Genomic DNA, 24,404 nt, shown 5'->3' on the forward strand with positions numbered 1-24,404 from the left:
TCGTAATTAACCAATTCTTCCCGATATGAAAAATCAATCTCTTTTTAGATTTCCTGTAAATAAATACAGTATGGTCCTGTTTCTTTTACTAGCTAATCTCTTGCAGGCGCAAACTACAAAAGGAAAGTTATTTATCATTGGAGGCGGTGATCGGTCTGATGCCTTAATGAAGCAGGTTTTGAGTGTTTCCGATTTGTCTAAAAAAGATTACATCGTCGTTCTACCAATGTCGAGCGAAGAGCCGGACAGCTCGTTTATTTTCTTCAAAACACAGATGGCAAAACTAACGCCTCACCCAATTGTGATGCTCAACTTCAACAAAGAAACAGCTCAAAATAAAAGATTAACAGATTCATTGCAAAAAGCAAAACTGATTTTTATCAGTGGCGGAGATCAGACACGCTTTATGCATATAGTTGAAAATACTCCGATCAAAAAGGCGATTCAAAAAGCGTATGAAAATGGAAGTACAATTTCCGGAACAAGCGCCGGTGCAGCAGTAATGTCAGAAAAAATGATCACCGGAAATCAGAAGCTTCAAAAAGAATATTCAGGAACCTTTGACAACATCCGTTACGACAATCTTGAAACCGCAGAAGGCTTAGGGTTGCTTAAAACTGCTATTATCGACCAGCACTTTTTAAAAAGAAATCGTTACAATCGATTACTTTCTGCATTAGTCGAATTCCCTGCCTTAACCGGAATAGGAATTGACGAAAGTACGGCCATCATCGTTCGAAACAATCAAATTGAAGTTGCGGGCGAAAGCGAAGTGATCGTCGTTAGAAACCCGAAAGGAATCCTTAAATCTAAAAACAACAATCTCATTTCGATTGAAAATCTACAAATGAGTATTTATACTGCCGGACAAAAATTTAACATCAAATAAGCATGCTTAAAATTCCAAAATTAGCCTTTATAATTTTCTGTATCAGTTTTCAGCTTTCGGCACAAAAAATCAATTCCAAAGAAGTTACCCGTCTTCAAAATCTAGCCCAGCAAGTCACTATCATCAGAGACAACTGGGGTATTCCACATGTTTATGGAAAAACAGATGCCGATGCGGTTTTCGGATTACTCTATGCCCAATGCGAAGATGATTTTAAACGAATTGAAATGAACTACATTGAAAAGCTGGGCAGGCTATCAGAAATAAAAGGACAATCTGTTTTATACAATGACTTAGAGATTAAACTTTTAATAAATCCGGAAGAAGCAAAAACCGATTATAAAAAAGCCCCTATATGGCTCAAAAAACTATTGAACAGTTATGCCGATGCCATCAATTTTTATTTATACAAACATCCTGAAGTAAAACCGGCACTCTTAACCCATTTTGAGCCCTGGTTCCCTCTACTTTGGACAGATGGAAGTATCGGAGCCATAAGTACCGCCGATCTTACCATTGGAGAATTAAAAGCTTTTTATTCCGGCAATACCGATAAAGTTGCCTATGTCGAAAGAGAAAAAAACGTTCAGACAGGTTCTAACGGTTTTGCTTTTGCACCATCAAAAACAGCTAACGGTAATGCTATATTGTACATAAACCCACATACTACCTTTTACTTCAGACCCGAAGTACAGGTAACAAGCGATGAGGGACTAAACGTTTACGGAGCGGTAACCTGGGGACAGTTTTTCGTCTATCAGGGTTTTAACGACCATTGTGGATGGATGCACACCTCATCTAATGTAGATGTTGCCGACATGTACGCCGAAAAGATTATCGATAAAAAGGGCAAATTATTTTATGAATTCGATAAAAAACTAATCCCTGTTATTGAAAAAGAAATCACGATAAACTATACTGAGAACGGAAAATTAATTGCAAAAAAATTCAAAACTTACTTTACTAATAACGGTCCTATCATGGCAAAACGCGATGGGAAATGGATCTCCTTAAAATCAAATAATCGTTCGATGACCAGTTTAATCCAAAGTTGGATCAGAACCAAGTCGGCTAGCTTTGAAGATTACAAAAAAGCATTGGATTTAAAAGCCAATACCTCCAACAATACCGTTTATGCAGACGATAAAGGAAACATTGCTTACTGGCACGGAAATTTTATTCCAATCAGAGACAAAAACCTCAATTGGTCCAAAGTAATTGACGGTTCGGTTTCAGCTACACAATGGAAAGGCCTGCACGAAGTAAACGAAACCGTTCATTTATACAATCCCGTAAATGGCTGGCTGCAAAACTGCAACTCAACTCCTTATTCTGTTGCCGGAGAAAACAGTCCGAAAAAACAAAACTACTTGCCATATATGGCGCCAGATGGAGAAAATTTTAGAGGAATAAATGCTGTTAGAATTTTCAGCAAAGGCAATCAATACACTTTAGACAAAGTAATTGCAGACGGATACGATACCAAATTGTCAATTTTCGAAATCTTAATTCCGTCTTTAATTACCATTTTCGAAAAAAAAAGCAGCTCTAAGAATCCTGAATATGCAGAATTGAACGAAGCGATTTCAATATTAAAAAACTGGGATTATTATGCAAAAGCAAATTCGGTAGCAACCGCATTAGCTGTTGAATGGGCTTATAAACTAGATCCAATAATACTAAAAGCTTATGTCGATGAAGGAGAATTGGATCAGGTAGAAAACACCAAAAAATTTGCTAAAAATGCAACCGCCAATCAAATGCTCCCACAATTACAAACCGTTTTAAAAGAACTGAACTCAAAATGGGGAACCTGGAAAGTGACCTGGGGAGATATAAACCGATTTCAGCGTTCCAGTGGTGACATCGATTTAAAATATGACGATGCACAACCAAGTTCACCTATTGCTTTTGGTCCGGGCTCATGGGGAAGCTTACCTTCCTTTAAAAGCAGCTATCAAAAAGATTCTAAAAAACGATATGGTTACAATGGCAACAGTTTTGTCTGTGCTGTAGAATTTGGCCCAAAAATAAAAGCAAAATCACTATTGGCAGGAGGTAATAGCGGAGATCCTAAATCCAGACACTTTAACGATCAAAGCGAAATGTACCAGAAAGGAAGCTTCAAGGAAGTCTTATTTTACAAGGAAGATGTCATCAAAAATGCAGAGAAAACCTATCATCCCGGTGAATGATTTTCATTGTAAGAAAACAACAAGTGAAAACCTCGGAAGAAATATATCCCGAGGTTTTTTTGTAACATAATATTTCTGATATTTGTTAAAAATTGTACCCTTATGAAAAATTCGGCCCTTCTCCTATTTGCTACTATACTGTTTTCTAACGGTATAAATGCGCAACTAAAAGCTGTAAAATATAACGATGGTTCTCAGACTTTAAATGGATTGTTTACAAAATCTCTTAAAAAAAGCCCTCAAAATCCGGGTATTTTACTTATTCCGGCCTGGCTGGGAATTGATAAAGCTTCTAAAGATATTGCAGAAAACTTAGCGAAACTAGGCTATAATGTTTTCATTGCCGATATCTATGGTGAAGGAAATTATCCGGCCAATACTGCCGAAGCAGGAAAACAGGCAGGTTATTACAAAAAAAATTACGAAGTATACCAAAAACGCATCAATACAGCGCTACAGGAATTAGTTAAATCGGGGGCCAATGTCGACAATATTGTAGCCATAGGATACTGTTTTGGCGGAACGGGGGTTCTTGAAGCTGCCCGAGGACATTTGAACCTAAAAGGAGTTGTTTCATTCCACGGAAGTTTAGCCAGAGATGCTGCCAGAAAGATTGAACCAATTACCTCTAAAGTACTGATTTGTCATGGAGCCGACGATCCTTATGAATCAAAAGAAGAAATCACTGCTTTTCAGCAGGAAATGCGCGATTCAAAAGCCGACTGGCAAATGATTTATTATGCGAATGCCGTACACTCTTTCACAAATCCGGAAGTAGGAAATGACAATTCAAAGGGTGCGGCCTATAATGCTATTGCAGCAAAAAGATCTTTTGAGCATTTACAGCTTTTCCTAAATGAAGTATTAAAAAAATAAACAACAGCATAGAGATTTAAGCAGATTAAAATTAATTTGCGCTACGTAAAATTTGTATCGTAAAAAACAACATAAACCCATTTAAATCCGTGACATCCACGGGCAAAAAGCAACAACCAAAATCAAACCAAAGTAATTCATACCCAATGTCACACAGTCCGATTAGAAAAGACAAAACCTGCCTAAACTGCAGACACGTTGTTGAACAAAAATTCTGTCCCAATTGCGGACAGGAAAACACTGATTCCCGAAAAACATTTCATCATTTGTTTATTCACTTTTTTGAAGATCTGACACATTACGAAAATGCTTTTTGGCGTACGATCAAAAATCTTTTGTTTAAACCCTCTGCTTTAACTAAAGAATATCTTTCGGGAAAACGCCTATCCTATCTGGCGCCTGTTCGTTTATACATCTTTATTAGTTTTGTTACTTTTTTAATGATTGCTTTATTTCCTGGTCATTCAGAGGAAACTCCAGCTGATTTTAATCTAGAAGTAAGCAACAAGAAAGAAGCTCCAAAAAACATTTTCACAGGAAATCTTAACGATTTAAAACCTGGAGATGGTTTTGATAAATTTACCCACGAAGTAGATTCCGTTCAAAAATATGCCCCCGAAGATAAAAAATTAGACTCGTTTAGCTACTGGGTAGTTCAAAAAGTAAAATACGTAAAGGAGCACAATACCAAAAAAGAACTCATCAACAAATTCACAGAATCATTTGTACACAACATTCCTAAAGTTCTGTTTATTATAATGCCACTATTTGCTTTCTTTTTATGGCTTTTTCACAACAAAAAAAGATGGTATTATTTTGATCATGGGATATTCACTTTACACTATTTTTCGTTTTTGCTTCTGGTAACCTTCATCTTGTTTGTAATTCGTAGACTTGTTGGATTATTTGGAGAAGATAGTCCTATAGCTGTGATTTCAGATATAACCGACTTCCTTGGAGGTCTCTGGATGTTTTATTATTTTTTTCCGGCGCATCACCGATTTTATGGCGAAACAAGATGGATTTCCTTTTTTAAAAGCATTGCATTGCTGTTTATAAATTTTACTTTCATCCTAATCTTATTAGTCTTTTACGTTTTCTATACCTTTATCAATTTACATTAAACAACACATGAAAAAAATTATAATCCTGTTATTAATTGGTACTGCATTTTCTTGTAAAAACACACAGTCAGTTACCTCAAAAGACAATTCAGATCCGTCTAAATACATTGAATTTATTTCAGAAAAAAATCTAAAAACAATGCTTTATGTGGTCGCTTCAGATGAAATGGAAGGCCGTGAAACCGGATCCAAAGGACAAAAGAAAGCTGGTCTTTACATGATCGAACAATACAAAAAAAGTGGAATTTCGTTTCCAAAAGGAGCAACGGATTATTATCAGCACATTCCTGCATCTTTCTTAAATGCCAGACGTAACGAAAATTTACCTGATTCAGAGAACATCTGGGCTTACATTGAAGGTTCTGAAAAACCTAATGAAGTTTTGGTAATTTCAGCACATTACGATCACGTTGGAATAAAAAAGGGCGAAATTTATAATGGGGCCGATGATGACGGTTCGGGAACAGTTGCTGTCATAGAAATGGCAAAAGCATTTGCAAAAGCCAAAAAAGACGGACACGGACCAAAACGTTCTATCCTGTTCCTACACGTAACAGGTGAAGAACATGGCTTGCATGGTTCGCGCTATTATTCTGAAAATCCATTATTTCCAATTGCCAATACCATTACCGATATCAACATTGATATGATTGGCCGTCGTGATGTTGATCATGCAAAAACAAACAACTATGTGTACGTAATTGGAGCCGACAGACTCTCAACCGACTTACACAATATTGTGGTGGCTCAGAACGAAAAATATACCAAAATAGACCTTGATTTTAAATTTAATGACCCTAAAGATCCAAATCATTTTTATGAGCGTTCTGATCATTATAATTTTGCAAAATATGGAATTCCGGCAGTTTTCTTTTTTAATGGAGTTCACGAAGACTATCACGGAAAAGGAGATGAGCCTCAAAAAATCGAATACGACGCTTTGACCAAAAGAACGAAATTGGCTTTCGCGATCGCTTGGGACTTAGCCAATAGAGAGAACAGACCGGTAGTCGATAAACCGATTAAATAAGGCACTGAGGTACTAAGATGCTAAGGCTCTAAGGTTTTGAGGTTCTGAGATTTTTTTAGGTGCTTAGAAACTAAGTTATCACTTTATTTTATAAAATAGGAGGCTGTCTTTTTAGACAGCCTCTCTTATTTCTCCTATTACTTAAAGATTATTCTTGCATCATAGAGCAACTTTTAAATAACATATCACAATGATTTCTTCTTTAAGCAGGTACTCCTGACTTTAATTTCTGAACAATTTCCAAACATCTATTCTCAAAAATAGATTGCTCAACCGGCACAACAACCGATTGAAATAGTTTCATCAAATCATCAGAATGTGAGGCACGTTTTGTGCTCTGAATATTGTAATGAAAAAACTTAATCCATAAAATGGCTTTTAATTCTGTTTCATTTTCATTCCACATTTTCATTTCAACCAGCAAAAAATTATCGCTATACTGAACCAATTGCGAATCAATCAGTACCGTTTCCATTGTAAAAGCGGGACGCATATAACTAATTTGATTAGTTGCCACTACCCAGCTAAGCCCTGTTTCCTTAAGATATTTAAAGATATCCAAATTGTAATGCTCAGCAATCTGATCCTCCCTGGTATTAATAAAATACTCCAGGTACTTTGCGTTGTTTAAATGATTAAAAGGATCACAATCCTGAAATCTGATTTTCTTTTTTGTTTTTAATACTTTTTCCATTCTTTGAATTTATTATACCAAATACCAATCGGTATCTGATGAGTTAAAAAATTTTATTTCCTTATTTTATCAATTATTGCACTGTCTATAAAGTCCATTGCTGTAGTTATGTAACTCTCATCATTATGTGTAAAAGCCAAAAGCGAGCTGCCTTCAATTAAAGACAACATTATTTTCGCATATTTTAGAGGATCCGTAGTTCGCAGAATCTCCTCTTTATCAATGCCTTCACTGATAATATTCGTCAGTCCGGCAATAAACTTTTGAGATAAATTCTGAGCAGTCTGAAACAATAATGGATTGATAAATTTTGTATCAACTCCTACCCGCAGCATAGGACATCCGCCCCTGTCCTTGACTAAATCATAATAGCTTCTCTGATAATTTGTTATCCCATAGAGTTTCTCCAAACTTCCGCTCTTAGTTGCTACAAGTTTGAATAAAGGTGTTATTGCCAAGTCGACATTTAACCGAAACGACTGCAGTGCTAAATCTTCTTTATTTGTAAAATTGCAATAAATAGCTCCTTTCGTAAGGCCAGTTGCATTGGTTATATCTGTCAGACTGGTACCAATGTATCCCTGTTTGTTGAAAATTGGAGCCACTTTATCCAATATAAATTCAGAAGTATTCATAATTTTTCGTTTGCGTTAGATATTTTCAAAACAAATATAATCAAAATACCGATCGGTATGTAACAGGATTGAATTATTTTTCTTGGAGATTCTGAGTTATTTAAAAATCCAGTGATTAATTACCTGAGAAATTAAAATAATTAAGGTCCTGAGTTTCAAAGTGCATTTCACACTTTAAAACTCAGGACCTTTTTATCTTAGTAACCTATTATCTTTGCCTCTAAGTATCTCAGAGCCACGGTATCTTAGAACCTTAGCACCTTCTTTCTAGTCATTCATAGAAATCAAAAACTCTTCATTGTTTCTGGTTTTCTTGAAACGGTCGTTTACGAAATCCATAGATTCTACAGGATTCATATCAGACAAATATTTACGCATAATCCACATTCTTTGTAATGTTTTCTCATCCAGTAATAAATCATCACGACGAGTACTTGACGAAGTAAGATCGATAGCAGGGAAAATACGTTTGTTGGCAATTTTACGATCCAATTGAAGTTCCATGTTACCGGTACCTTTAAATTCTTCAAAGATCACCTCATCCATTTTAGAACCTGTTTCGGTCAATGCTGTTGCGATGATACTTAACGAACCTCCGTTTTCTACATTTCTTGCAGCCCCAAAGAAACGTTTTGGTTTTTGCAATGCATTGGCATCAACACCTCCACTTAAAACTTTACCTGAAGCAGGTTGAACGGTATTATAAGCTCTTGCCAAACGGGTAATAGAATCCAGTAAAATAACCACATCGTGTCCGCATTCTACCAAACGTTTTGCTTTTTCAAGAACGATATTCGCAATCTTCACGTGTTCTTGTGGTTCTCTGTCGAAAGTGGAAGCAATAACTTCACCTCTTACACTACGCTGCATATCGGTAACCTCCTCAGGACGCTCATCAATCAAAAGAACAATAAGGTAAACTTCAGGATGGTTGGCTGCGATTGCGTTTGCAATGTCTTTTAGCAACATTGTTTTTCCCGTTTTAGGCTGAGCGACAATCATACCACGCTGTCCTTTTCCAATTGGAGAAAATAAGTCGATAATACGGGTTGAAACTGAACTGCCTTTTTCGGCTAATTTGAATTTTTCAGAAGGGAAAACCGGGGTAAGATGTTCAAAAGAAACTCTGTCGCGAACAACTTGCGGATCGTGACCATTAATTTTAAGTACACGAACAAGGGGGAAAAACTTCTCTCCTTCTTTTGGAGGACGAACTACTCCTTTTACAGTATCTCCGGTCTTAAGACCAAACAATCTGATTTGTGATGTTGATAAATAAATATCATCGGGAGAAGCTAAATAATTATAATCTGATGAACGTAAAAAACCATAACCGTCCGGCATCATTTCAAGAACACCTTCACTTTCGATAATTCCATCAAACTCAAAGTCTGAATCTCTGAAATTATTCTTTTTATTTTTATGATTTGGATTTTGATTCCCGTTACTTGCGTTCCCATTCTGGTTCGAATTTGGATTCTGATTTGGGTTTTGGTTGGGATTCTGATTCGGATTTTTATTTTGGTTCGGATTGACCTTTTTGGTTTGAACCGGTACTTCTGTTTTTTCAGTCGTTGAAACTTCTGCTACAGCTTCACCTTCCGGAATTGCTTCTTTTGTAGCTTCTTTTTCTTTTTGCAAAGCGACCTTTTTCTCGTAAGCCGACTTATTAAATTTTACGATTTTCGGTCCTTTTTTCTCTACTGTTGTATTCTCTGCGTTTTCAGTATTCTCTGTATTTTCCTGAACTTCCGGAGTTGCTTCGGCAATTTTAACTTCTTCTGTTTCTTTCGCTACTGCATTTCCTTTTATCTTAGAATTAGTTTTAGGGTTTGCTTTAATAGCCGGTGTTTTAGTTACTGCAACCGGTATTTCAGCTTTTTCAGGAGTTTCCTCTACTTTATCAAATTCCAGAACTGGTACATTCTTGCTGATTGGTGTTTTTTTGGCCGGAACAATTCTTGCTCTTTTCGGTTTATCATCAACTATTTCCGCTTCTGCCACAGGATTAACCGGCGGCGCTACAGTCGCTTCTTGATGTGCCAAAATCTGACTGATTAAAGTCTCTTTTTTAACACCATTAAACTTTATAGTTTTAGCTAACTTAGCTATTTCTTGAAGCTCAGAAAGCTTCATTTCTTTTAATGCAGAAATATCAAACATGAATGTTCTATGAATTTAATTATTTTAACGGAAATACTGTAAAAAGAATAGGTAGATATTTTTTTTTCGATTGACCGCAGTATGAAGTGCTTACGGTATTATGATGCAATAATACGAATAAAATTTAATCATACAATAGTATTTTAAAAAAAGAAAATATATTTTTGTAAAACAATTTTAGACCATGATACAACGAATTCAAACCGTATATTTAATTCTTACCTTTTTAATCACAGGCGTATTACTGTTTTTTATTCCGCTTTGGACCTTAAATAATGGTAAGGCATTTTACTTTATGCAGGATAAATTTTACGCTGTTATTTTAAGTTTAAGTACAATGCTAACTATTCTTAGTATCATTTCATACAAAAAAAGACAAAATCAGTTTGTAATGGGCAGACTGAACATAATATTAAATTTAATTTTATTGGGATTATTTGTATATCGTTCTCTAAATTTATCTGGAGATACTACTACCATTGTATCAGAGAAAGGTATTGGGATGTTTCTACCTATTGTTGCTATCGTATTATTAGTTTTAGCTAATAAGGCCATCAAAAAGGATGAAGATCTTGTAAAATCTGTAGATCGTTTGAGGTAAACCTATAAACTTAATTTTTTTGTGCGAAGAGAACCCGAATTTTTAAATTCGGGTTTTTTTGTGCCTTACATTTTCTACAATTTCAAACAGAACTGCCAAAACAACCTTAAAAAGAAACTTTGTAAGATAATTTTTCCTTAATTTTGTGTTTCAGTTCCTAAACAATTATGAAACAAAAAATAAGAATACACCTTGCAGATGATCATCAGGTGCTTATTGACGGCCTTACCAATTTGCTACAGACAGTTGAAAATTTTGAAGTGGTGGGCAATTCACAGGATGGCACCACTGTTTATAATGATATCATTCAAAGTAATCCCGATATTTTGGTCCTGGACATCAGCATGCCCAAAAAAGATGGCATAGAAGTAGTTAAAGAACTTCAGCAAAAAGATTTTCAGTGCAAAATTATTATTCTATCCAGCTACGATGATTTAAAAATCATCAAAGAAGTAATGAAATTAGGTGCAAAAGGTTACCTGACAAAAAAATGTGCCGGAGAAAATATAATCGAAGCCATAGAAGCTGTTTATCAGGGACAGGAATATTTTTGCGATTCGGTAAGAGAAAAAATCTTCAACATTTTCTCTCATAACAATCCAAAACTTAATAAAAACATTCAAGTCGAAAACCCTATTTTAAGTGCCCGTGAAATCGAAATTATCACTTTAATTGCCTTAGAACACAGTGGAAAGGAAATCAGTGAGCAGCTTTTTATCAGTATAAACACTGTAGAGACACACCGGAAAAACATCATGAAAAAACTACAGTTAAAAAGCACTATTGGCCTCGTAAAATATGCACTCAAAAACAATCTGATCAATTCCTGACCCCTTTAACAAGCACATTCAAATAATTCGCGTCAATATGTCTTTTTTCAGATTCTATATTTTTTTTGCTTTATTAACTTCTTTCAATGGCAGCTTTCCGGCTAATCAGCAAAAGTCGATTTCAGAAAAGAAAACTATTACTGTTGTCGAAAATTCCAAAAAAAACAATCCCTCCCAACCGAAAAACATCCGAGATAAGCAGATAATCAGCTTATCCATCGTACTGGTAATACTATTGTTCTTTTTATTCTATTTTTTCTACGAAAACAATAAACTGAGGCGAAAAATAAAGCGGAAAGACATAAAGCAAAAGATATTACTAAATGTAATTAATGCCGGTATTGACAGCCAAGAGGTAGAACGTAAAAAAATCGCATCATTTTTGCACGACAATATCAACTCTTTATTATCTTCTGTTGGACTGCACATAAAAACTTTTACAACACAAAACGAAGTAAAATCAGATGAAATTCAGAAAGCAAAGGATATTTTACAGGAAGCACATGACCTTTTACGAGATATGTCGCACGATCTGGCTCCTACACTTCTTGTTCGTTTTGGACTAATTTACGCCTTAGAGGACTTATGTGAAAGAAACTCCAACTCGCACATTAATTTTGAATTTTCAAGTGCCATTCCGACTGAAAAAAGATACATCGAAAAATTTGAAATGAAGGTTTATTTTATTGTTACAGAGCTTTTCAACAACATTGTAAAACACAGTGATGCACAAAAGGCTAAAATTTCCTTATCCGAAAAAAACAATCAATTTGTAATTATAATTCACGATAACGGAAAAGGTTTTGAAACCGAAAAACTAAATAATGTTGAAGGTTTTGGTCTAAACCGAATCAGAGCCCGAATTAAGAAATACAAAGGAAACATCTCCATTACCTCAAAAACGAATGAAGGAACCTCTATCAAAATTCAGGTTCCATTACCTCTTTAATTCAATTTTACTTCTTCCCGATTTCAACAATTTCCAGGTCTTTTATTTTGTCACCATCAATTACAAATCGCAACATCGTTCGAACCTGATGAAAACCACTTTTCCCCGCCGCTCCCGGATTCATATGCAATAGATTGTTTTTTTTATCAAACATAACCTTCAGTATATGCGAATGGCCGCAGATGAACAATTTGGGAGGATCCAGTGTCATTTCTTCCCTTATATTGGGATTATATTTGCCCGGATATCCTCCAATATGGGTGATCCAGACAGAAACATCTTCACATAAAAACCTATTGTGTAATGGAAATTCCAATCGCGCCTGAGCATCATCAATATTACCATAAACACAACGTAACGGTTTTAACTTTTTAATTGTGTCTGTAACATTCAGATCTCCAATATCCCCGGCATGCCAAACCTCATCGGCCTGAGCAACGTATTTTAGAATGGTATCATCAATATGACTGTGAGTATCGGAAAGCAGGAGAATTTTTTTCATTATTTAGGCCCAAAGGTTCAGAGCCACAAAGGTACAAAGGTTTTTTTTCTTTTAAGGGACTAAGATTCTAAGTTGCTTAGGTACATCGAACCTTAGTACCTTTTAAAAAACCTTTGTACCTTCAAACCTCCTAAAAAAGAAACTTACCATCTAACTACCCTAGTACCTTAGCAACTTAGAATCTTAGTACCTTTTTAAAAAAACCTTACTCTTTCAAACCTCCTAAAAAAGAAACTTACCATCTAACTACCTTAGTAACTTAGAACCTTAGTACCTTTTAAAAAAACCTTTACTCCTTCAAACCTCCTAAAAAAGAAACTTACCATCCAACTACCTTAGTACCTTAGCAACTTAGAACCTTAGCATCTTAGTCACTTTTAAAAAAAACCTTTGTACCTTTGCATCTCTGAACCTTTGAACCTTTATTTTGAGATATTTTATTCAATTTGCTTATAACGGAACACATTATCATGGCTGGCAATTTCAGCCCAACGCATCTTCTGTTCAGGAAACTTTAAACAAAGCGCTTTCTATTTTATTGAACACTTCTATAAATGTAATGGGTGCCGGACGAACGGATACCGGAGTTCATGCGCAGGAAATGTATGGTCATTTTGATGTTGAAACCCCATTGGAAGTTCCAAATTTGATTCACAAGCTCAACTCGTTTTTACCAAAAGACATTGCTATTTTTAATATTCTTCCGGTTCACGATGAGGCCCATTGCCGATTTGATGCAACCAGAAGAACCTACGAATACCACATCAACACTGTTAAAAATCCGTTTTTAGAAGAATTGAGTTGGTACTTTAATCAAAAATTAGATGTAGATTTGATGAATGAAGCCGCGAAAATTTTACTGCTCCACACCGACTTCCAGTGTTTTTCGAAAGTAAATACAGACGTCAATACTTTTGATTGCACGATTTTTGAGGCATACTGGAAACAGGAAAACAGTAAGCTGATTTTTACGATCTCGGCCAATCGTTTTCTTCGAAATATGGTTCGGGCAATTGTTGGAACATTAGTAAATATTGGTTTGCATAAAATTTCTCTGGATGATCTTGAAAACATTATCGCCAGTAAAAGCAGAGAAAAAGCCGGATTTTCGGTACCGGCACACGGATTATATTTAACCGAAATTGATTACGATTATTTATCGCTGTAGGCCATAAGCCGTAGGCTGTAGGCTTTATGCCTAAAGCTTACTCCCTATAGCTTAAAGCTTAATGCCCACAATAAATAAATGAAAGCAAAAGCATTTGATACCGGATTATTCAAACGAATCTTAAAATATACCAAACCTTATAAATGGCGCTACTACGGCGTTATTACCTTTGCTGTTTCTCTTTCGATTTTTGCAGCCCTTCGTCCCTATTTACTAAAACAAACGGTCGACGGCTATATCAAGACACATGACAAGGAGGGTTTACTTTTTTATATAATCTTAATGGGAGCTGTTCTTTTGATGGAAGTTTTCTCCCAGTTTTATTTTGTTTACTGGGCCAATTGGCTTGGACAGGACATTGTAAAAGATATCCGTACCAAACTTTTCAAACACATACTAAGCTTCAGAATGAAGTATTTTGACCTTGTACCCGTAGGGCAATTGGTAACGAGATCAGTTTCAGACATTGAGTCAATTGCTCGTATTTTTAGTCAGGGGCTTTTTATGATTATCAGTGATTTGATGAAAATGCTAGTGGTACTTATTTTCATGTTTTATATGAACTGGAAATTAACTTGGATTGTAGTAGTCGCGATGCCAATTCTGGTTTATATTACGCGAATTTTTCAGCGCAAAATGCAGGTCGCTTTTGAAGAAGTCCGCACTCAGATTTCCAATATGAACTCTTTCGTACAGGAACGCGTTACAGGAATGAAAATCGTACAGCTTTTTAATCGCGAACAAATTGAAGCCGATAACTTTAAAGACATCAACAACAAACACAGAGTTGCCTGGATCAAAACAATTTTATACAACTCAATTTTTTTTCCGATTGCTGATATTATCTCTTCTATTACTTTAGGATTGGTTGTCGTTTACGGTGGCTTTAAAATTCTGAACGGGGATCATTTTACAACTTTTGGGGACTTATTTTCCTATACCATGTTTATCGGAATGCTATTCAACCCACTACGTCAGATTGCGGATAAATTCAACGAGATGCAATTAGGAATGATTGCGGCCAATCGTGTTTTTGATATTATCGATACTCAGGATCATATTCAGGATACCGGAACAATCGAAGCACCAATCTTTGAGGGAAGTATCGAATTCAAAAACGTCCGTTTTAGTTATATTCCGGAAGAAGAAGTTATAAAAGGAATTGATTTATCTGTCTCTTCAGGACAAACCGTTGCCATTGTAGGTTCTACAGGAGCAGGAAAGTCGACTATTATCAATCTATTGAATCGTTTCTACGAAATTAACAGCGGTACCATTTGCATTGACGGTCATAATATCGAAAATTATACTTTGGCTTCATTACGAAAACAAATTGCGGTGGTTTTGCAGGATGTCTTTTTGTTTGCTGATACAATCTACAATAACATCACTTTACACAATCCTGAAATTACCCGCGAAAAAGTTCTGGATGCTGCCAAAAAAATTGGTGTCCATGATTTTATTATGAGTTTGCCGGACAATTATGATTTTGATGTAAAAGAACGAGGAGTTATGCTTTCTTCAGGACAGCGCCAGTTAATTGCGTTTTTAAGATCGTATGTAAGTAATCCGAGTATTTTAATTCTGGATGAAGCTACCTCATCGATTGATACATATTCTGAAGAATTAATTCAGCGTGCCACCGAAACCATTACCAAAGGAAGAACTTCGATTATCATTGCGCATCGATTGGCAACCATTGTAAATGCAGATAAAATTGTAGTTATGGATAAAGGGCTAATTGTTGAACAAGGTACACATCAGGAATTATTACTTAAAACAGATGGTTATTATAAAAACTTATATGACTCTCAGTTTGCCGTAGCTAATTAATTACTCCTTAAAAAAAATTAACCTCTCTCACGGATCTGCCAAAACTATGGTCACAATGCCAATAATTTAGCTCACTATCATCTGTGTAGAGCTTCTCTTCTATCGAATCATCAAAAATTAGTCTATGATATCTTTTGATTGGGAGAACTAGTGATAACTCAATAATGTTATTTTGCGTATTACAAATAAATAAGTATTTTTGAGAAATAAACAAGTATAAAAAAACCCCATGAAAAAAAAATTATTAATTCTCGTTTTATTTTTAGCCTTTTCTGCTAATGCGTTCTCAATGCAACTTTTTGTCAAAACTTTGACCGGAAAAACTATAACTATTGAGGTTGAATGTTCAGATACTATCGAAAATATTAAGGCTAAAATACAAGATAAAGAAGGATTTTCTCCTGATTGCCAAAGGTTAATATTTGCAGGAAAACAACTTGAAGACGGCAGAACAGTATGTGATTATAACATTTTAAAAGAAAGCACGATACATTTGGTTCTTAGGACTCCTCCTTGCAATTAATTCTAATTAATTGTTTCTTAGAGAAGATGACAATGTGTTTAAATACATTTTAAAACGGGGTTTCGACACACTTACTACTTCGATTTCAAAACCGATAATAGGAAAATAGGAAACCAAAAAACACTGTCCTAAAAAGCGTGTAAGTTTAAAAATAATGGGGTTTGACTTTTAATTAAAGTCAAACCCTTTTTTTCTATAAACGAAACCGAAATCACTTATTTTGGACGAGGCAACACTTCGATCATCATTGAGCATCGTCTGGTAACCATTGTAAATGCTGACAAAATTATTGTAATGAACAAAGGACTTATCACAGAACAGGAAACGCATCAGGAACTACTCCTTAAAACCGACGGTTATTACAAAAATCTATACGACTCTCAATTTGCTGTGGCTAATTAGATTTCGAAATGCTAAAAAAGTTCTTAAAAAAGTTAAATTAGCGTTATAAGAATCATAAATCTACTGGTTCACAGGCCTTAGGATAGCATTCCTTTTTTTTGAATTATTTATCTTTGAGAGACAAAATTCAAATGCAAAAGAAAATGCCACAAAACAGATTTTATCCTAACGAAGAATTCAAAGAAATAGAAATAAACGCCTCATTACAACTTAGATATGCCATTTCAAACAAAGGCCGACTGATTAGTTTTTCAGATGAAATTCAAAACGGACGCATTCTCAAAGGTGGTCTAAGTGATGGTTATCCTACTTTTAGATTTAAGGTTAAAAAAGACGACAAAATTGTCAACAAATATCTTTTTCTCTACAAACTAGTCGCCCATTATTTCATCCCAAAAGAATCAGAAGAGCAAACTTACGTGCTTCATCTGGATTACAACCGCAGCAACGATGATGTCAAAAATTTATGCTGGGCAACAAAAGCCGAAATGATGGCGCACAGCCGTAAAAGTCCGCATGTGATTCAGGCCAAAAAGAACCTGATCGAACACAATTTAAAAGCCGACGGAAGAAAATTAACAACCACCAAAGTAATGTTAATCAAAAAAATCCTCGCGCGCCCGGAACAAAAAACACGTCTAAAAATGATTGCCAAACAATTTGGCGTAAGCGAAATGCAGATACGACGTATTGCCAGCGGTGAAAACTGGGGACATGTAAAAGTGTAACTATATTTAGTGAAATATTAAAGGTGAAATGTGAAATGTATCTACTACATCTTAATATTTCACCTTTTCACTTTTTACATCTCACATTTTACCTTTTTGCTTTTTACTTTTTTACATCTTACTATTTTTTTAAAATAATTCCTTAAATTCGCAAGCACAAATAACAAAAGAATGAATCGATAAATGAGTTTCGGAATTAAACTTCATTTTCGATAGTAAATACTAAAAACCAAAAAAATGAAATACGACGTTATTGTTTTAGGAAGTGGTCCCGGTGGATATGTAACAGCTATTAGAGCTTCGCAATTAGGCTTTAAAGTAGCTGTAGTTGAAAAGGAAAACTTAGGTGGTGTATGTTTGAACTGGGGATGTATCCCAACAAAAGCATTATTAAAATCAGCTCAGGTTTTTGATTATCTAAAACATGCTTCTGACTACGGATTGAAAGTTTCTGAGTTCGACAAAGATTTCCCGGCAGTAGTGCAACGTAGCCGTGGTGTTGCTGAAGGAATGAGCAAAGGAGTTCAATTCCTAATGAAAAAAAACAAAATTGACGTTATTGAAGGTTTTGGAAAATTAAAACCAGGAAAAAAACTTGACGTTACAGACAAAGACAATAAAGTTACTGAATATAGCGCTGATCACATTATCATCGCAACCGGAGCTCGCTCTCGTGAGTTACCAAACTTACCTCAGGATGGAGTAAAAGTAATTGGCTACCGTCAGGCAATGACATTACCAACACAACCAAAATCTATGATTATCGTAGGTTCTGGAGCAATTGGAGTAGAATTTGCTCATTTCTACAACTCAATGGGAACAGAAGTTACTATTGTAGAATTTATGCCAAATGTTGTTCCTGTAGAAGACGAAGATATCTCAAAACAATTTGAGCGTTCTTTGAAAAAAGCCGGAATTAAAATCATGACTAACTCATCTGTTGAGCGTATTGACACAACTGGTGCAGGAGTTAAAGCATTTGTTAAAACTGCAAAAGGTGAAGAAGTTCTTGAAGCTGACATCGTACTTTCGGCAGTTGGAATTAAAACTAACATTGAAAACATCGGTTTAGAAGAAGTTGGAATCGCTGTTGACAGAGATAAAATCTTAGTAAACGCTTACAACGCAACTAATATTCCTGGATATTATGCAATTGGAGACGTTACTCCAGGACAAGCTTTGGCTCACGTAGCTTCGGCTGAAGGAATTAACTGTGTAGAAAAAATTGCTGGTTTACACGTAGATCCAATCGATTACGGAAACGTTCCTGGTTGTACATACGCAACTCCTGAAATCGCTTCTGTAGGTTTAACTGAAAAACAAGCTAAAGAAAAAGGATACGAATTAAAAATTGGTAAATTCCCATTCTCAGCTTCAGGAAAAGCTAAAGCTGCCGGAACTCCAGACGGATTCGTAAAAGTAATCTTTGATGCTAAATACGGAGAATGGTTAGGATGCCACATGATTGGTGCAGGTGTTACCGATATGATTGCTGAAGCAGTTGTAGCTCGTAAACTTGAAACTACAGGTCATGAAATCCTAAAATCTATCCACCCTCACCCAACAATGAGCGAGGCTGTTATGGAAGCTGTTGCTGATGCTTACGGCGAAGTAATTCACTTGTAAAAAAATACCGTTTTACGGTTACATACAATTTTCAATTTAAAAGAATCCGATTTGTGAAAGCAAGTCGGATTTTTTTATGGCGTGTCCCTCCGGGTCAGGCTGTCCGCTGTATCTTTTATGGCGAACCCCGCCATAAAAGGATGCCACTTCCATCCTTCACGCTAAATTGTTTTCAGCATAAGCAAGTTCTCCTTCAAGGTTCTCAAAACCTTAAAGGAAATAAAAAGATAAACGTAGAAATTCCATCAAAAAAAACTCCATAGCAAATGGCTTGAAAAACTTGGTTTTATTAAAGATGAAATTGTAATTCTCAAACAAATCAAAAACAGACTTATTGATATTGATGAAAAAGCAAAGGCATAGTAAAATGACATCACTTTGTATCAAAAGCTCAATTCAGATTTTTTTATTGTTAAATTTTAAACCATTTATTAGAAATATTTTATCTTGGAGTTAAAATATAATTACGGCCTTAATTAAAACAATACCTAATGGAAAACACACCTATATTCTTTGCCGACGGAGAAAACCCAATAATAATCGAAGCCTGTAAAAAAGCACAAGAAACCTTTAAATATTTCTGGAGAGAATTATCGTGGGAATACCGCCGAATTATTCCGGGACTTGACGTTGCTTGCGTAAAACTGGCCTTTACTCAGGAAATTGATGGTGAAACTGTAGTCGAACACATGTGGATTAACGATATCAATTTTGACGGCGATACCATTTATGGCATCTTAGTAAATCAACCCGACGAATTAACCAATGTCAGTAATGGCGACGAAGTACAAATACCCATCAATCAAATAAGCGATTGGTTATTTGCCAGTCAGGGAAAAACCTACGGAGCCTTTACGATACAAGCCATGCGTTCAGAAATGAATGAAGAAGAAAGAGAAGATCATGACGAAGCCTGGGGGTTAGAATTTGGAGATTACAATGACATTATGGTCGTATCAGATCAAAAAGAAAAACCGGAAAACCTGGTAGAACATCCCATGAGTAAAAACATGAAAGAAAACCTTATTGATTTTGTAAAAAACAATCCTGAAGAACTTACCACAAAAGACGAACTAGGCTATACATTTCTGCATCGCGAAACAATTGCAGGAAATAAAACATCTGTTGAAGTTTTACTGGAATTCGGAGCTAATGCTAAAGCCGAAACTTCCAATGGAAAGACCGCACTTGATTTTGCAAAACAGCTTAACTGGGAACATCTAATTCCTTTGTTGTAGTTTTTAGTATCTAAAGTCCGATTTTCTTATATAAATCGGACTTTTTTTTTGAAATTTCTATGAAAATAAATATTAATTTATAGTAACCATTAAGAGACCTTTTTTTAATAATAAAGCACTAATTTTGCGGCACCCAAAACAAATTTGCCATGAAAAAAATATTGCTAGTATTAACATTTTCTCTTTTTTTACCCTATACTATTTTTGCACAAACCAAAACCGAAGCGCTGGCGATTTTTGCAAAATCAACCAATTATGTAAACGATTTTGAAAAAATCCTTACTTCAAGTCAAATCAAGAATTTAAGCGACTTTTTAAAAACCGGCGAGACTAAAACTAAAACTAAAATTACTATTGTAACTACCTCTTCAATAGCACCATATACAAACCTTACCGATTATTCTTCAGATTTTGAAAAATACCTGGTTTCCACATTAAAAATTGACTCTTCTATTTTAATCGTTTTAAGCAAGCAATTGAGACAAATTCAGATACAGGGCGTTAATAAATTACGTCCAAAAATGAGCGATCAGGAAATTAAAGATATTGTATCAGCCTATGTACTTCCGGAACTAAAAAAAGGGGATTACCATAAAGCTTTACAAGAAGGTGCAATTCAGCTTATCAAAAAGCTAGAATAAAACATCCTTTTTTTAAACTGATTTAATCAGAAAAAAATAGTAAAATCCGACTTGTGAAAACAAGCCGGATTTTTTTTTAATTTCTATAAAATTATGGATTGTCAATTTATAATATGACAACATTCTCAATAAATCAAAAGACATTTGTATTCTACAGGATATTCATTAAAAAAACATACAGATAACAAGGAAAATGAAAAATTTAAGAAAACTAAAAGTTCATAGAAAATACCAAAGGAGGGCTCGTAGCAAAATTATCATCATACCGCAAATAATACTTGAAGGTAAATGGCTTGGAAAACTTGGTTTCAAAACAGGACAAATGATAAACGTAGAACAAAAGAAAAACAAATTGATAATTACAATTTACAAAGAATAGGTTTTAGCTCCATAACTAAAATTGCCAATCTTTGTCTAATTTAGATTGTGATTTACTTCGTCTGTTCGCTATCGGTGTAAACGACACAAATCACTTGCAACACCAAATCGTAGAGGCGTACAGCAGTGCGTCTACGCAATCCAATACAAATTTTGCATCTTACCGATCAATAAATTTTCATAACTTTATCACTAAATAAAAAGGTTATGAAAGAAATATGCATTGTTGAATTTCCATCGAATTTGGGTTTAAAAGAACCTCAACCCGGAAAAGAACCAGGCGTAAAAAAACTGCCAGATTGGTTATGGAAACATAATTTGCATAAAATCATTCTTCCTAAAAACATCATAAGACTCGATCCTCCAAAATATTCAAATAGCCGGGATGCTGAAACTCAGATTCTCAATAGCAATTCACTGGTTGATTATGCCAGAGAACAAGCTTATTTAATAAACAATTTACTTTCTCAAAACAAATTTCCATTTATTCTGGGTGGAGACTGCAGCATTCTACTGGGAGCAGCTATCGCTTTAAAACAAAAGGGAAATTACGGATTGTTTTATCTGGACGGCCATACCGATTTTATGGATATCTCGTTATCCGAAACCGGAGGTGTTGGCGGAATGGCCGCATCAATAGTTACCGGAAACGGAACTGAAAAACTAACCAACATTCTAAATCTGCGTCCTTATATCAACGAAGAAAATCTATGGTGCGTGGGCAACCGCGAATATGATGATGCGTATGAAAATGAAATCCGCAATTCTTCTGCGACTTATATTAGTCTTGCAAGCTTACGAAAACAAGGTATTTTAAAGAGTGTACAATCTTTTCTTTCGGAAGTAAAAAATAAGAATTTGGATGGTTTTTGGCTGCATATTGATCTGGATGTTCTAAACGATAGTGTAATGCCCTGCGTAGACAGCCGAACACCGGATGGACTTACTTATGAAGAGTTCAACGAGCTAACTTCTCTCCTTTTTCAAAGCAATCAATTAACCGGACTTGAAATTACCATTTTAGACCCTGATCTTGACGTTAGCGGACAATACACCAAAGAGTTTGTACAGCAATTTACCACTACTTTTAAAACACATATCAATCTGGGCGATTAAAAATGTTAAATGCCACCAATTTTAGCACATCGAGATCTATGTAAAAAATGAGTCTCCTTATCTTAAATCATTGTCCTTTTGAACCGGTTTCATAAAACTAAAAATCGTATTTTAGCTACTACAATTGAAACCAAAAAACGCAGTACAAGCTATTTATTCAATCCCTCATTATGAATACAGCGATACAGAATTACAATAATTTACAAAGCAGTTCTGATCAGGAAATCTGTAATCGGTTGGCGGCTATAATTGGCGAAAATCTACCGGAGGCCGAGAATAAAATCTGGCACGCACATCCCGTCTGGTTTTTAGACGGAAACCCTATTGTTGGCTACAGCAAGCTAAAGAACAACGTTCGACTATTGTTCTGGAGCGGCCAGTCTTTTGAGGAAAAAGAGCTTATCAACGAAGGTTCTTTTAAAGCAGCAGAATTTCGCTATACCTCAGTTGACCAAATTAACCCATCCGACTTAAAACGCTGGCTTAAAAAAGCACGAGAAATTCAGTGGGACTATAAAAACATTGTCAAACGAAAGGGCGTTTTAGAGCGGTTAAAATAAACTAGCGATGAGCCGAAGACAAAAAAGATATTGAAATTTTCCTTTTATATCTGAAACCAAACTAAAACTAACCGAATGAGATGGAGAGCCAAAAAATAATACAAATACTAATTTACTTTCATGCCCTGTTTGGTGCTATTGCGCTTGTTTCGGGATTCCTATCATTACTCTCCAAAAAAGGAAAAAACACGCATAAAAAAATGGGAAAGCTCTTTTTCTACACCATCCTTTTATCGGCTATAAGTGCTCTGATTATTTCGGTCCTGCCCCAACATCAAAGTCCGTTTTTATTTTCAATTGGAATTTTCAGTTCCTATTTTGTACTTACAGGCTACAGGGCTTTGCGCTTTAAAAAGAGTGATGTCAACCTGAAAAATGATAAAATCATTTCAAGAATTATGATGATTACAGGACTTATAATGATCCTTTACAATCCGATAGTGCATCAGACCATCAATATTGTTTTAACTGCTTTTGGTCTTGTTGGACTGATTTTTTCAAGCAGAGATTTAATACTGTTTAAAAATAAAACCAGGCTTAAAAGTGTGTGGCTAAAATTGCATTTAGGAAAAATGCTTGGCGGTTATATCTCTGCCACAACAGCTTTTGTTGTTGTAAATGAATTTTTCCCCAGTTTTTATGGTTGGTTTATCCCCGGAACAATAGGAGCATTTTATATTGTTTACTGGATAAGAAGAGTCGATAAAAAACAAACAGCAGTAAGAATAGAATAGAATTATTGAACAAAGAACAAAGACGATTTACTCCTTAAACTAAAATGAAAAAACGAATAATATATCAAATTGATTCCTTTACAAAAGAAAAATTCAAAGGAAACCCAGCAGGAGTTGTGATAAATGCAGATGGAATGAGTGATTATAAAATGCAGCACATTGCCAGGGAACTAAATAACTCTGAAACCGCATTTCTTTTCTCCCCTGATGGTCCTGACTGCGATGGAATTATACGTTACTTTACACCAAATACTGAAGTTCCCATCTGTGGGCACGCCACAATTGCAGCCATGTATGCGAAAGCAATCGAAGAAAAACTGGACTCCTGTATTCTAAGATACAAAACCAAAGTTGGTATTCTCCCATTTGAAATCATCCGAAAAAATGACGATTACCAGATTGTAATGACGCAAGGAAGTTTTGAACTTAGTGAACCCTTTAATGAAACCATCGCACAAAAAATGTCAATGGCTTTAGGAGTGGAAAAAGGAGAAGTAGATGAAAGATGCCCCATTCAAATTGCTTCAACAGGTCATTCTAAAGTAATGATTGGAATTAAAAGCAGGACTAAACTAAATACTTTAACTCCAAATTATACTGCTCTGGCAAACTTAAGCAAAGAGATTAACTGCAACGGTTATTTTGTCTTTACATTTGATTCTGATGATAAAGATGTTCTGACCTATGGCCGAATGTTTGCTCCGGGAATTGGCATAAATGAAGATCCTGTCACTGGAAACGCAAACGGACCTTTAGGCGGTTATTTAATTCAAAACAAACTTGTTGCTTTTACTGGTAATGAATTTCAGTTTAACGGAAGACAAGGTGAAAAAATAGATCGTCTTGGAGAAATACAGGTTAAAGTTGCAATTGAAAATAAGAGTCCAAAATTAATCCAGATAAAGGGTGATGCTGTTGTTGTTTTTAAAACCGAAATAGAAATTTAGTACTCCTTTTAACTTCTTAATC

The 24,404-nt window shown here is 35.3% G+C and carries 24 protein-coding genes; 20 read left to right on the top strand and 4 right to left on the bottom strand.

Going from position 1 to position 24,404, the window contains the following annotated elements:
- Positions 1-25 precede the first annotated feature (25 nt).
- The 5 genes from AC3IS6_RS20125 (at position 26) to AC3IS6_RS20145 (ending at position 6,114) form a co-directional block, all read left to right on the top strand.
- Positions 26-889, top strand: a complete 864-nt coding sequence (locus tag AC3IS6_RS20125) for a cyanophycinase (protein ID WP_489161987.1) — start codon at positions 26-28, stop codon at positions 887-889.
- 2 nt (positions 890-891) lie between these two features.
- Positions 892-3,084 carry a penicillin acylase family protein gene (locus AC3IS6_RS20130; protein WP_489161989.1) on the top strand — a complete coding sequence of 731 codons (2,193 nt, stop codon included), beginning with the start codon at positions 892-894 and terminating at the stop codon, positions 3,082-3,084.
- Positions 3,085-3,186: 102 nt separating this feature from the next.
- The gene (locus tag AC3IS6_RS20135; RefSeq protein WP_489161991.1) at positions 3,187-3,960 is read left to right on the top strand and encodes a dienelactone hydrolase family protein; all 774 of its coding nucleotides are present in this window, start codon (positions 3,187-3,189) and stop codon (positions 3,958-3,960) included.
- Positions 3,961-4,106: 146 nt separating this feature from the next.
- Positions 4,107-5,084, top strand: coding sequence for a DUF3667 domain-containing protein (locus AC3IS6_RS20140; protein ID WP_489161993.1), 978 nt, complete (start codon positions 4,107-4,109; stop codon positions 5,082-5,084).
- Positions 5,085-5,091: 7 nt separating this feature from the next.
- The gene (locus AC3IS6_RS20145; protein WP_489161995.1) at positions 5,092-6,114 is read left to right on the top strand and encodes a M28 family peptidase; all 1,023 of its coding nucleotides are present in this window, start codon (positions 5,092-5,094) and stop codon (positions 6,112-6,114) included.
- A 202-nt stretch (positions 6,115-6,316) separates the two neighbouring features.
- Here AC3IS6_RS20145 and AC3IS6_RS20150 read toward each other — a convergent pair whose 3' ends face one another.
- The 3 genes from AC3IS6_RS20150 to rho all read right to left on the bottom strand — a co-directional run bounded on the left by AC3IS6_RS20150 (position 6,317) and on the right by rho (position 9,606).
- Complete coding sequence (locus AC3IS6_RS20150; RefSeq protein WP_281921250.1) at positions 6,317-6,808, bottom strand: acyl-CoA thioesterase; 492 nt, start codon at positions 6,806-6,808, stop codon at positions 6,317-6,319.
- Positions 6,809-6,861: 53 nt separating this feature from the next.
- A complete protein-coding gene (locus tag AC3IS6_RS20155) occupies positions 6,862-7,443 on the bottom strand; it encodes a TetR/AcrR family transcriptional regulator (RefSeq protein WP_489161996.1) in 582 nt (193 codons plus the stop codon).
- 267 nt (positions 7,444-7,710) lie between these two features.
- Entirely contained in the window at positions 7,711-9,606 is a 1,896-nt protein-coding gene (gene rho, locus AC3IS6_RS20160) for a transcription termination factor Rho (protein ID WP_489161998.1), read from the bottom strand.
- A gap of 184 nt (positions 9,607-9,790) precedes the next feature.
- On the opposite strand from rho, the gene AC3IS6_RS20165 reads away from it, so the two are divergent.
- From AC3IS6_RS20165 to AC3IS6_RS20175, 3 genes are all read left to right on the top strand, one after another.
- The gene (locus AC3IS6_RS20165) at positions 9,791-10,207 is read left to right on the top strand and encodes a DUF4293 domain-containing protein (protein ID WP_395343160.1); all 417 of its coding nucleotides are present in this window, start codon (positions 9,791-9,793) and stop codon (positions 10,205-10,207) included.
- A gap of 167 nt (positions 10,208-10,374) precedes the next feature.
- Positions 10,375-11,037: a response regulator gene (locus AC3IS6_RS20170; RefSeq protein WP_489161999.1), complete on the top strand. Its 663-nt coding sequence runs from the start codon at positions 10,375-10,377 to the stop codon at positions 11,035-11,037.
- A gap of 37 nt (positions 11,038-11,074) precedes the next feature.
- On the top strand, positions 11,075-11,986 hold the full coding sequence (locus AC3IS6_RS20175; RefSeq protein WP_489162000.1) for a sensor histidine kinase: 912 nt from the start codon (positions 11,075-11,077) through the stop codon (positions 11,984-11,986).
- Between the two features lie 7 nt (positions 11,987-11,993).
- On the opposite strand, the gene AC3IS6_RS20180 is transcribed toward AC3IS6_RS20175, so the two are convergent.
- Positions 11,994-12,488 carry a metallophosphoesterase family protein gene (locus tag AC3IS6_RS20180; RefSeq protein ID WP_263361495.1) on the bottom strand — a complete coding sequence of 165 codons (495 nt, stop codon included), beginning with the start codon at positions 12,486-12,488 and terminating at the stop codon, positions 11,994-11,996.
- A 427-nt stretch (positions 12,489-12,915) separates the two neighbouring features.
- Here AC3IS6_RS20180 and truA point away from each other — a divergent pair, with 427 nt between their 5' ends.
- From truA to AC3IS6_RS20240, 12 genes are all read left to right on the top strand, one after another.
- On the top strand, positions 12,916-13,656 hold the full coding sequence (gene truA / locus AC3IS6_RS20185; protein WP_281921241.1) for a tRNA pseudouridine(38-40) synthase TruA: 741 nt from the start codon (positions 12,916-12,918) through the stop codon (positions 13,654-13,656).
- Between the two features lie 78 nt (positions 13,657-13,734).
- A complete protein-coding gene (locus AC3IS6_RS20190; RefSeq protein ID WP_489162002.1) occupies positions 13,735-15,489 on the top strand; it encodes an ABC transporter ATP-binding protein in 1,755 nt (584 codons plus the stop codon).
- 229 nt (positions 15,490-15,718) lie between these two features.
- The gene (locus tag AC3IS6_RS20195; RefSeq protein WP_246253169.1) at positions 15,719-16,012 is read left to right on the top strand and encodes a ubiquitin-like protein; all 294 of its coding nucleotides are present in this window, start codon (positions 15,719-15,721) and stop codon (positions 16,010-16,012) included.
- Between the two features lie 545 nt (positions 16,013-16,557).
- Positions 16,558-17,142, top strand: coding sequence for an NUMOD4 domain-containing protein (locus tag AC3IS6_RS20200; protein WP_264524678.1), 585 nt, complete (start codon positions 16,558-16,560; stop codon positions 17,140-17,142).
- A gap of 237 nt (positions 17,143-17,379) precedes the next feature.
- On the top strand, positions 17,380-18,768 hold the full coding sequence (gene lpdA, locus AC3IS6_RS20205; RefSeq protein WP_121329580.1) for a dihydrolipoyl dehydrogenase: 1,389 nt from the start codon (positions 17,380-17,382) through the stop codon (positions 18,766-18,768).
- A gap of 491 nt (positions 18,769-19,259) precedes the next feature.
- Positions 19,260-20,006 (top strand): YegJ family protein, encoded by a 747-nt coding sequence (locus AC3IS6_RS20210; protein WP_489162005.1) that lies wholly within the window; start codon positions 19,260-19,262, stop codon positions 20,004-20,006.
- Positions 20,007-20,155: 149 nt separating this feature from the next.
- Entirely contained in the window at positions 20,156-20,647 is a 492-nt protein-coding gene (locus AC3IS6_RS20215; RefSeq protein ID WP_489162007.1) for a TPM domain-containing protein, read from the top strand.
- A 193-nt stretch (positions 20,648-20,840) separates the two neighbouring features.
- Positions 20,841-21,026, top strand: coding sequence for a SymE family type I addiction module toxin (locus tag AC3IS6_RS20220; RefSeq protein ID WP_489162008.1), 186 nt, complete (start codon positions 20,841-20,843; stop codon positions 21,024-21,026).
- A gap of 206 nt (positions 21,027-21,232) precedes the next feature.
- The gene (locus AC3IS6_RS20225) at positions 21,233-22,141 is read left to right on the top strand and encodes an arginase family protein (RefSeq protein ID WP_489162009.1); all 909 of its coding nucleotides are present in this window, start codon (positions 21,233-21,235) and stop codon (positions 22,139-22,141) included.
- A gap of 170 nt (positions 22,142-22,311) precedes the next feature.
- The gene (locus AC3IS6_RS20230) at positions 22,312-22,701 is read left to right on the top strand and encodes a DUF1801 domain-containing protein (RefSeq protein ID WP_489162011.1); all 390 of its coding nucleotides are present in this window, start codon (positions 22,312-22,314) and stop codon (positions 22,699-22,701) included.
- An 80-nt stretch (positions 22,702-22,781) separates the two neighbouring features.
- Entirely contained in the window at positions 22,782-23,435 is a 654-nt protein-coding gene (locus tag AC3IS6_RS20235; protein ID WP_489162012.1) for a DUF2306 domain-containing protein, read from the top strand.
- Positions 23,436-23,479: 44 nt separating this feature from the next.
- Positions 23,480-24,382 (top strand): PhzF family isomerase, encoded by a 903-nt coding sequence (locus tag AC3IS6_RS20240; RefSeq protein WP_489162013.1) that lies wholly within the window; start codon positions 23,480-23,482, stop codon positions 24,380-24,382.
- Positions 24,383-24,404: the final 22 nt, after the last annotated feature.

Source organism: Flavobacterium sp. KH_035, from assembly GCF_057839565.1.

Bases quoted from the DNA above. Each gene is read 5' to 3' on its own strand.
- AC3IS6_RS20235 (WP_489162012.1), top strand. From the start codon at position 22,782: ATGGAGAGCCAAAAAATAATACAAATACTAATTTACTTTCATGCCCTG.
- rho (WP_489161998.1), bottom strand. From the start codon at position 9,606: ATGTTTGATATTTCTGCATTAAAAGAAATGAAGCTTTCTGAGCTTCAA.
- lpdA (WP_121329580.1), top strand. From the start codon at position 17,380: ATGAAATACGACGTTATTGTTTTAGGAAGTGGTCCCGGTGGATATGTA.
- AC3IS6_RS20135 (WP_489161991.1), top strand. From the start codon at position 3,187: ATGAAAAATTCGGCCCTTCTCCTATTTGCTACTATACTGTTTTCTAAC.
- AC3IS6_RS20125 (WP_489161987.1), top strand. From the start codon at position 26: ATGAAAAATCAATCTCTTTTTAGATTTCCTGTAAATAAATACAGTATG.
- AC3IS6_RS20170 (WP_489161999.1), top strand. From the start codon at position 10,375: ATGAAACAAAAAATAAGAATACACCTTGCAGATGATCATCAGGTGCTT.
- AC3IS6_RS20190 (WP_489162002.1), top strand. From the start codon at position 13,735: ATGAAAGCAAAAGCATTTGATACCGGATTATTCAAACGAATCTTAAAA.
- AC3IS6_RS20150 (WP_281921250.1), bottom strand. From the start codon at position 6,808: ATGGAAAAAGTATTAAAAACAAAAAAGAAAATCAGATTTCAGGATTGT.
- AC3IS6_RS20130 (WP_489161989.1), top strand. From the start codon at position 892: ATGCTTAAAATTCCAAAATTAGCCTTTATAATTTTCTGTATCAGTTTT.
- AC3IS6_RS20165 (WP_395343160.1), top strand. From the start codon at position 9,791: ATGATACAACGAATTCAAACCGTATATTTAATTCTTACCTTTTTAATC.
- AC3IS6_RS20180 (WP_263361495.1), bottom strand. From the start codon at position 12,488: ATGAAAAAAATTCTCCTGCTTTCCGATACTCACAGTCATATTGATGAT.
- AC3IS6_RS20240 (WP_489162013.1), top strand. From the start codon at position 23,480: ATGAAAAAACGAATAATATATCAAATTGATTCCTTTACAAAAGAAAAA.
- AC3IS6_RS20210 (WP_489162005.1), top strand. From the start codon at position 19,260: ATGGAAAACACACCTATATTCTTTGCCGACGGAGAAAACCCAATAATA.
- AC3IS6_RS20155 (WP_489161996.1), bottom strand. From the start codon at position 7,443: ATGAATACTTCTGAATTTATATTGGATAAAGTGGCTCCAATTTTCAAC.
- AC3IS6_RS20175 (WP_489162000.1), top strand. From the start codon at position 11,075: ATGTCTTTTTTCAGATTCTATATTTTTTTTGCTTTATTAACTTCTTTC.
- AC3IS6_RS20220 (WP_489162008.1), top strand. From the start codon at position 20,841: ATGAAAAATTTAAGAAAACTAAAAGTTCATAGAAAATACCAAAGGAGG.
- AC3IS6_RS20145 (WP_489161995.1), top strand. From the start codon at position 5,092: ATGAAAAAAATTATAATCCTGTTATTAATTGGTACTGCATTTTCTTGT.
- AC3IS6_RS20225 (WP_489162009.1), top strand. From the start codon at position 21,233: ATGAAAGAAATATGCATTGTTGAATTTCCATCGAATTTGGGTTTAAAA.
- AC3IS6_RS20230 (WP_489162011.1), top strand. From the start codon at position 22,312: ATGAATACAGCGATACAGAATTACAATAATTTACAAAGCAGTTCTGAT.
- AC3IS6_RS20195 (WP_246253169.1), top strand. From the start codon at position 15,719: ATGAAAAAAAAATTATTAATTCTCGTTTTATTTTTAGCCTTTTCTGCT.
- AC3IS6_RS20140 (WP_489161993.1), top strand. From the start codon at position 4,107: ATGTCACACAGTCCGATTAGAAAAGACAAAACCTGCCTAAACTGCAGA.
- AC3IS6_RS20200 (WP_264524678.1), top strand. From the start codon at position 16,558: ATGCCACAAAACAGATTTTATCCTAACGAAGAATTCAAAGAAATAGAA.
- AC3IS6_RS20215 (WP_489162007.1), top strand. From the start codon at position 20,156: ATGAAAAAAATATTGCTAGTATTAACATTTTCTCTTTTTTTACCCTAT.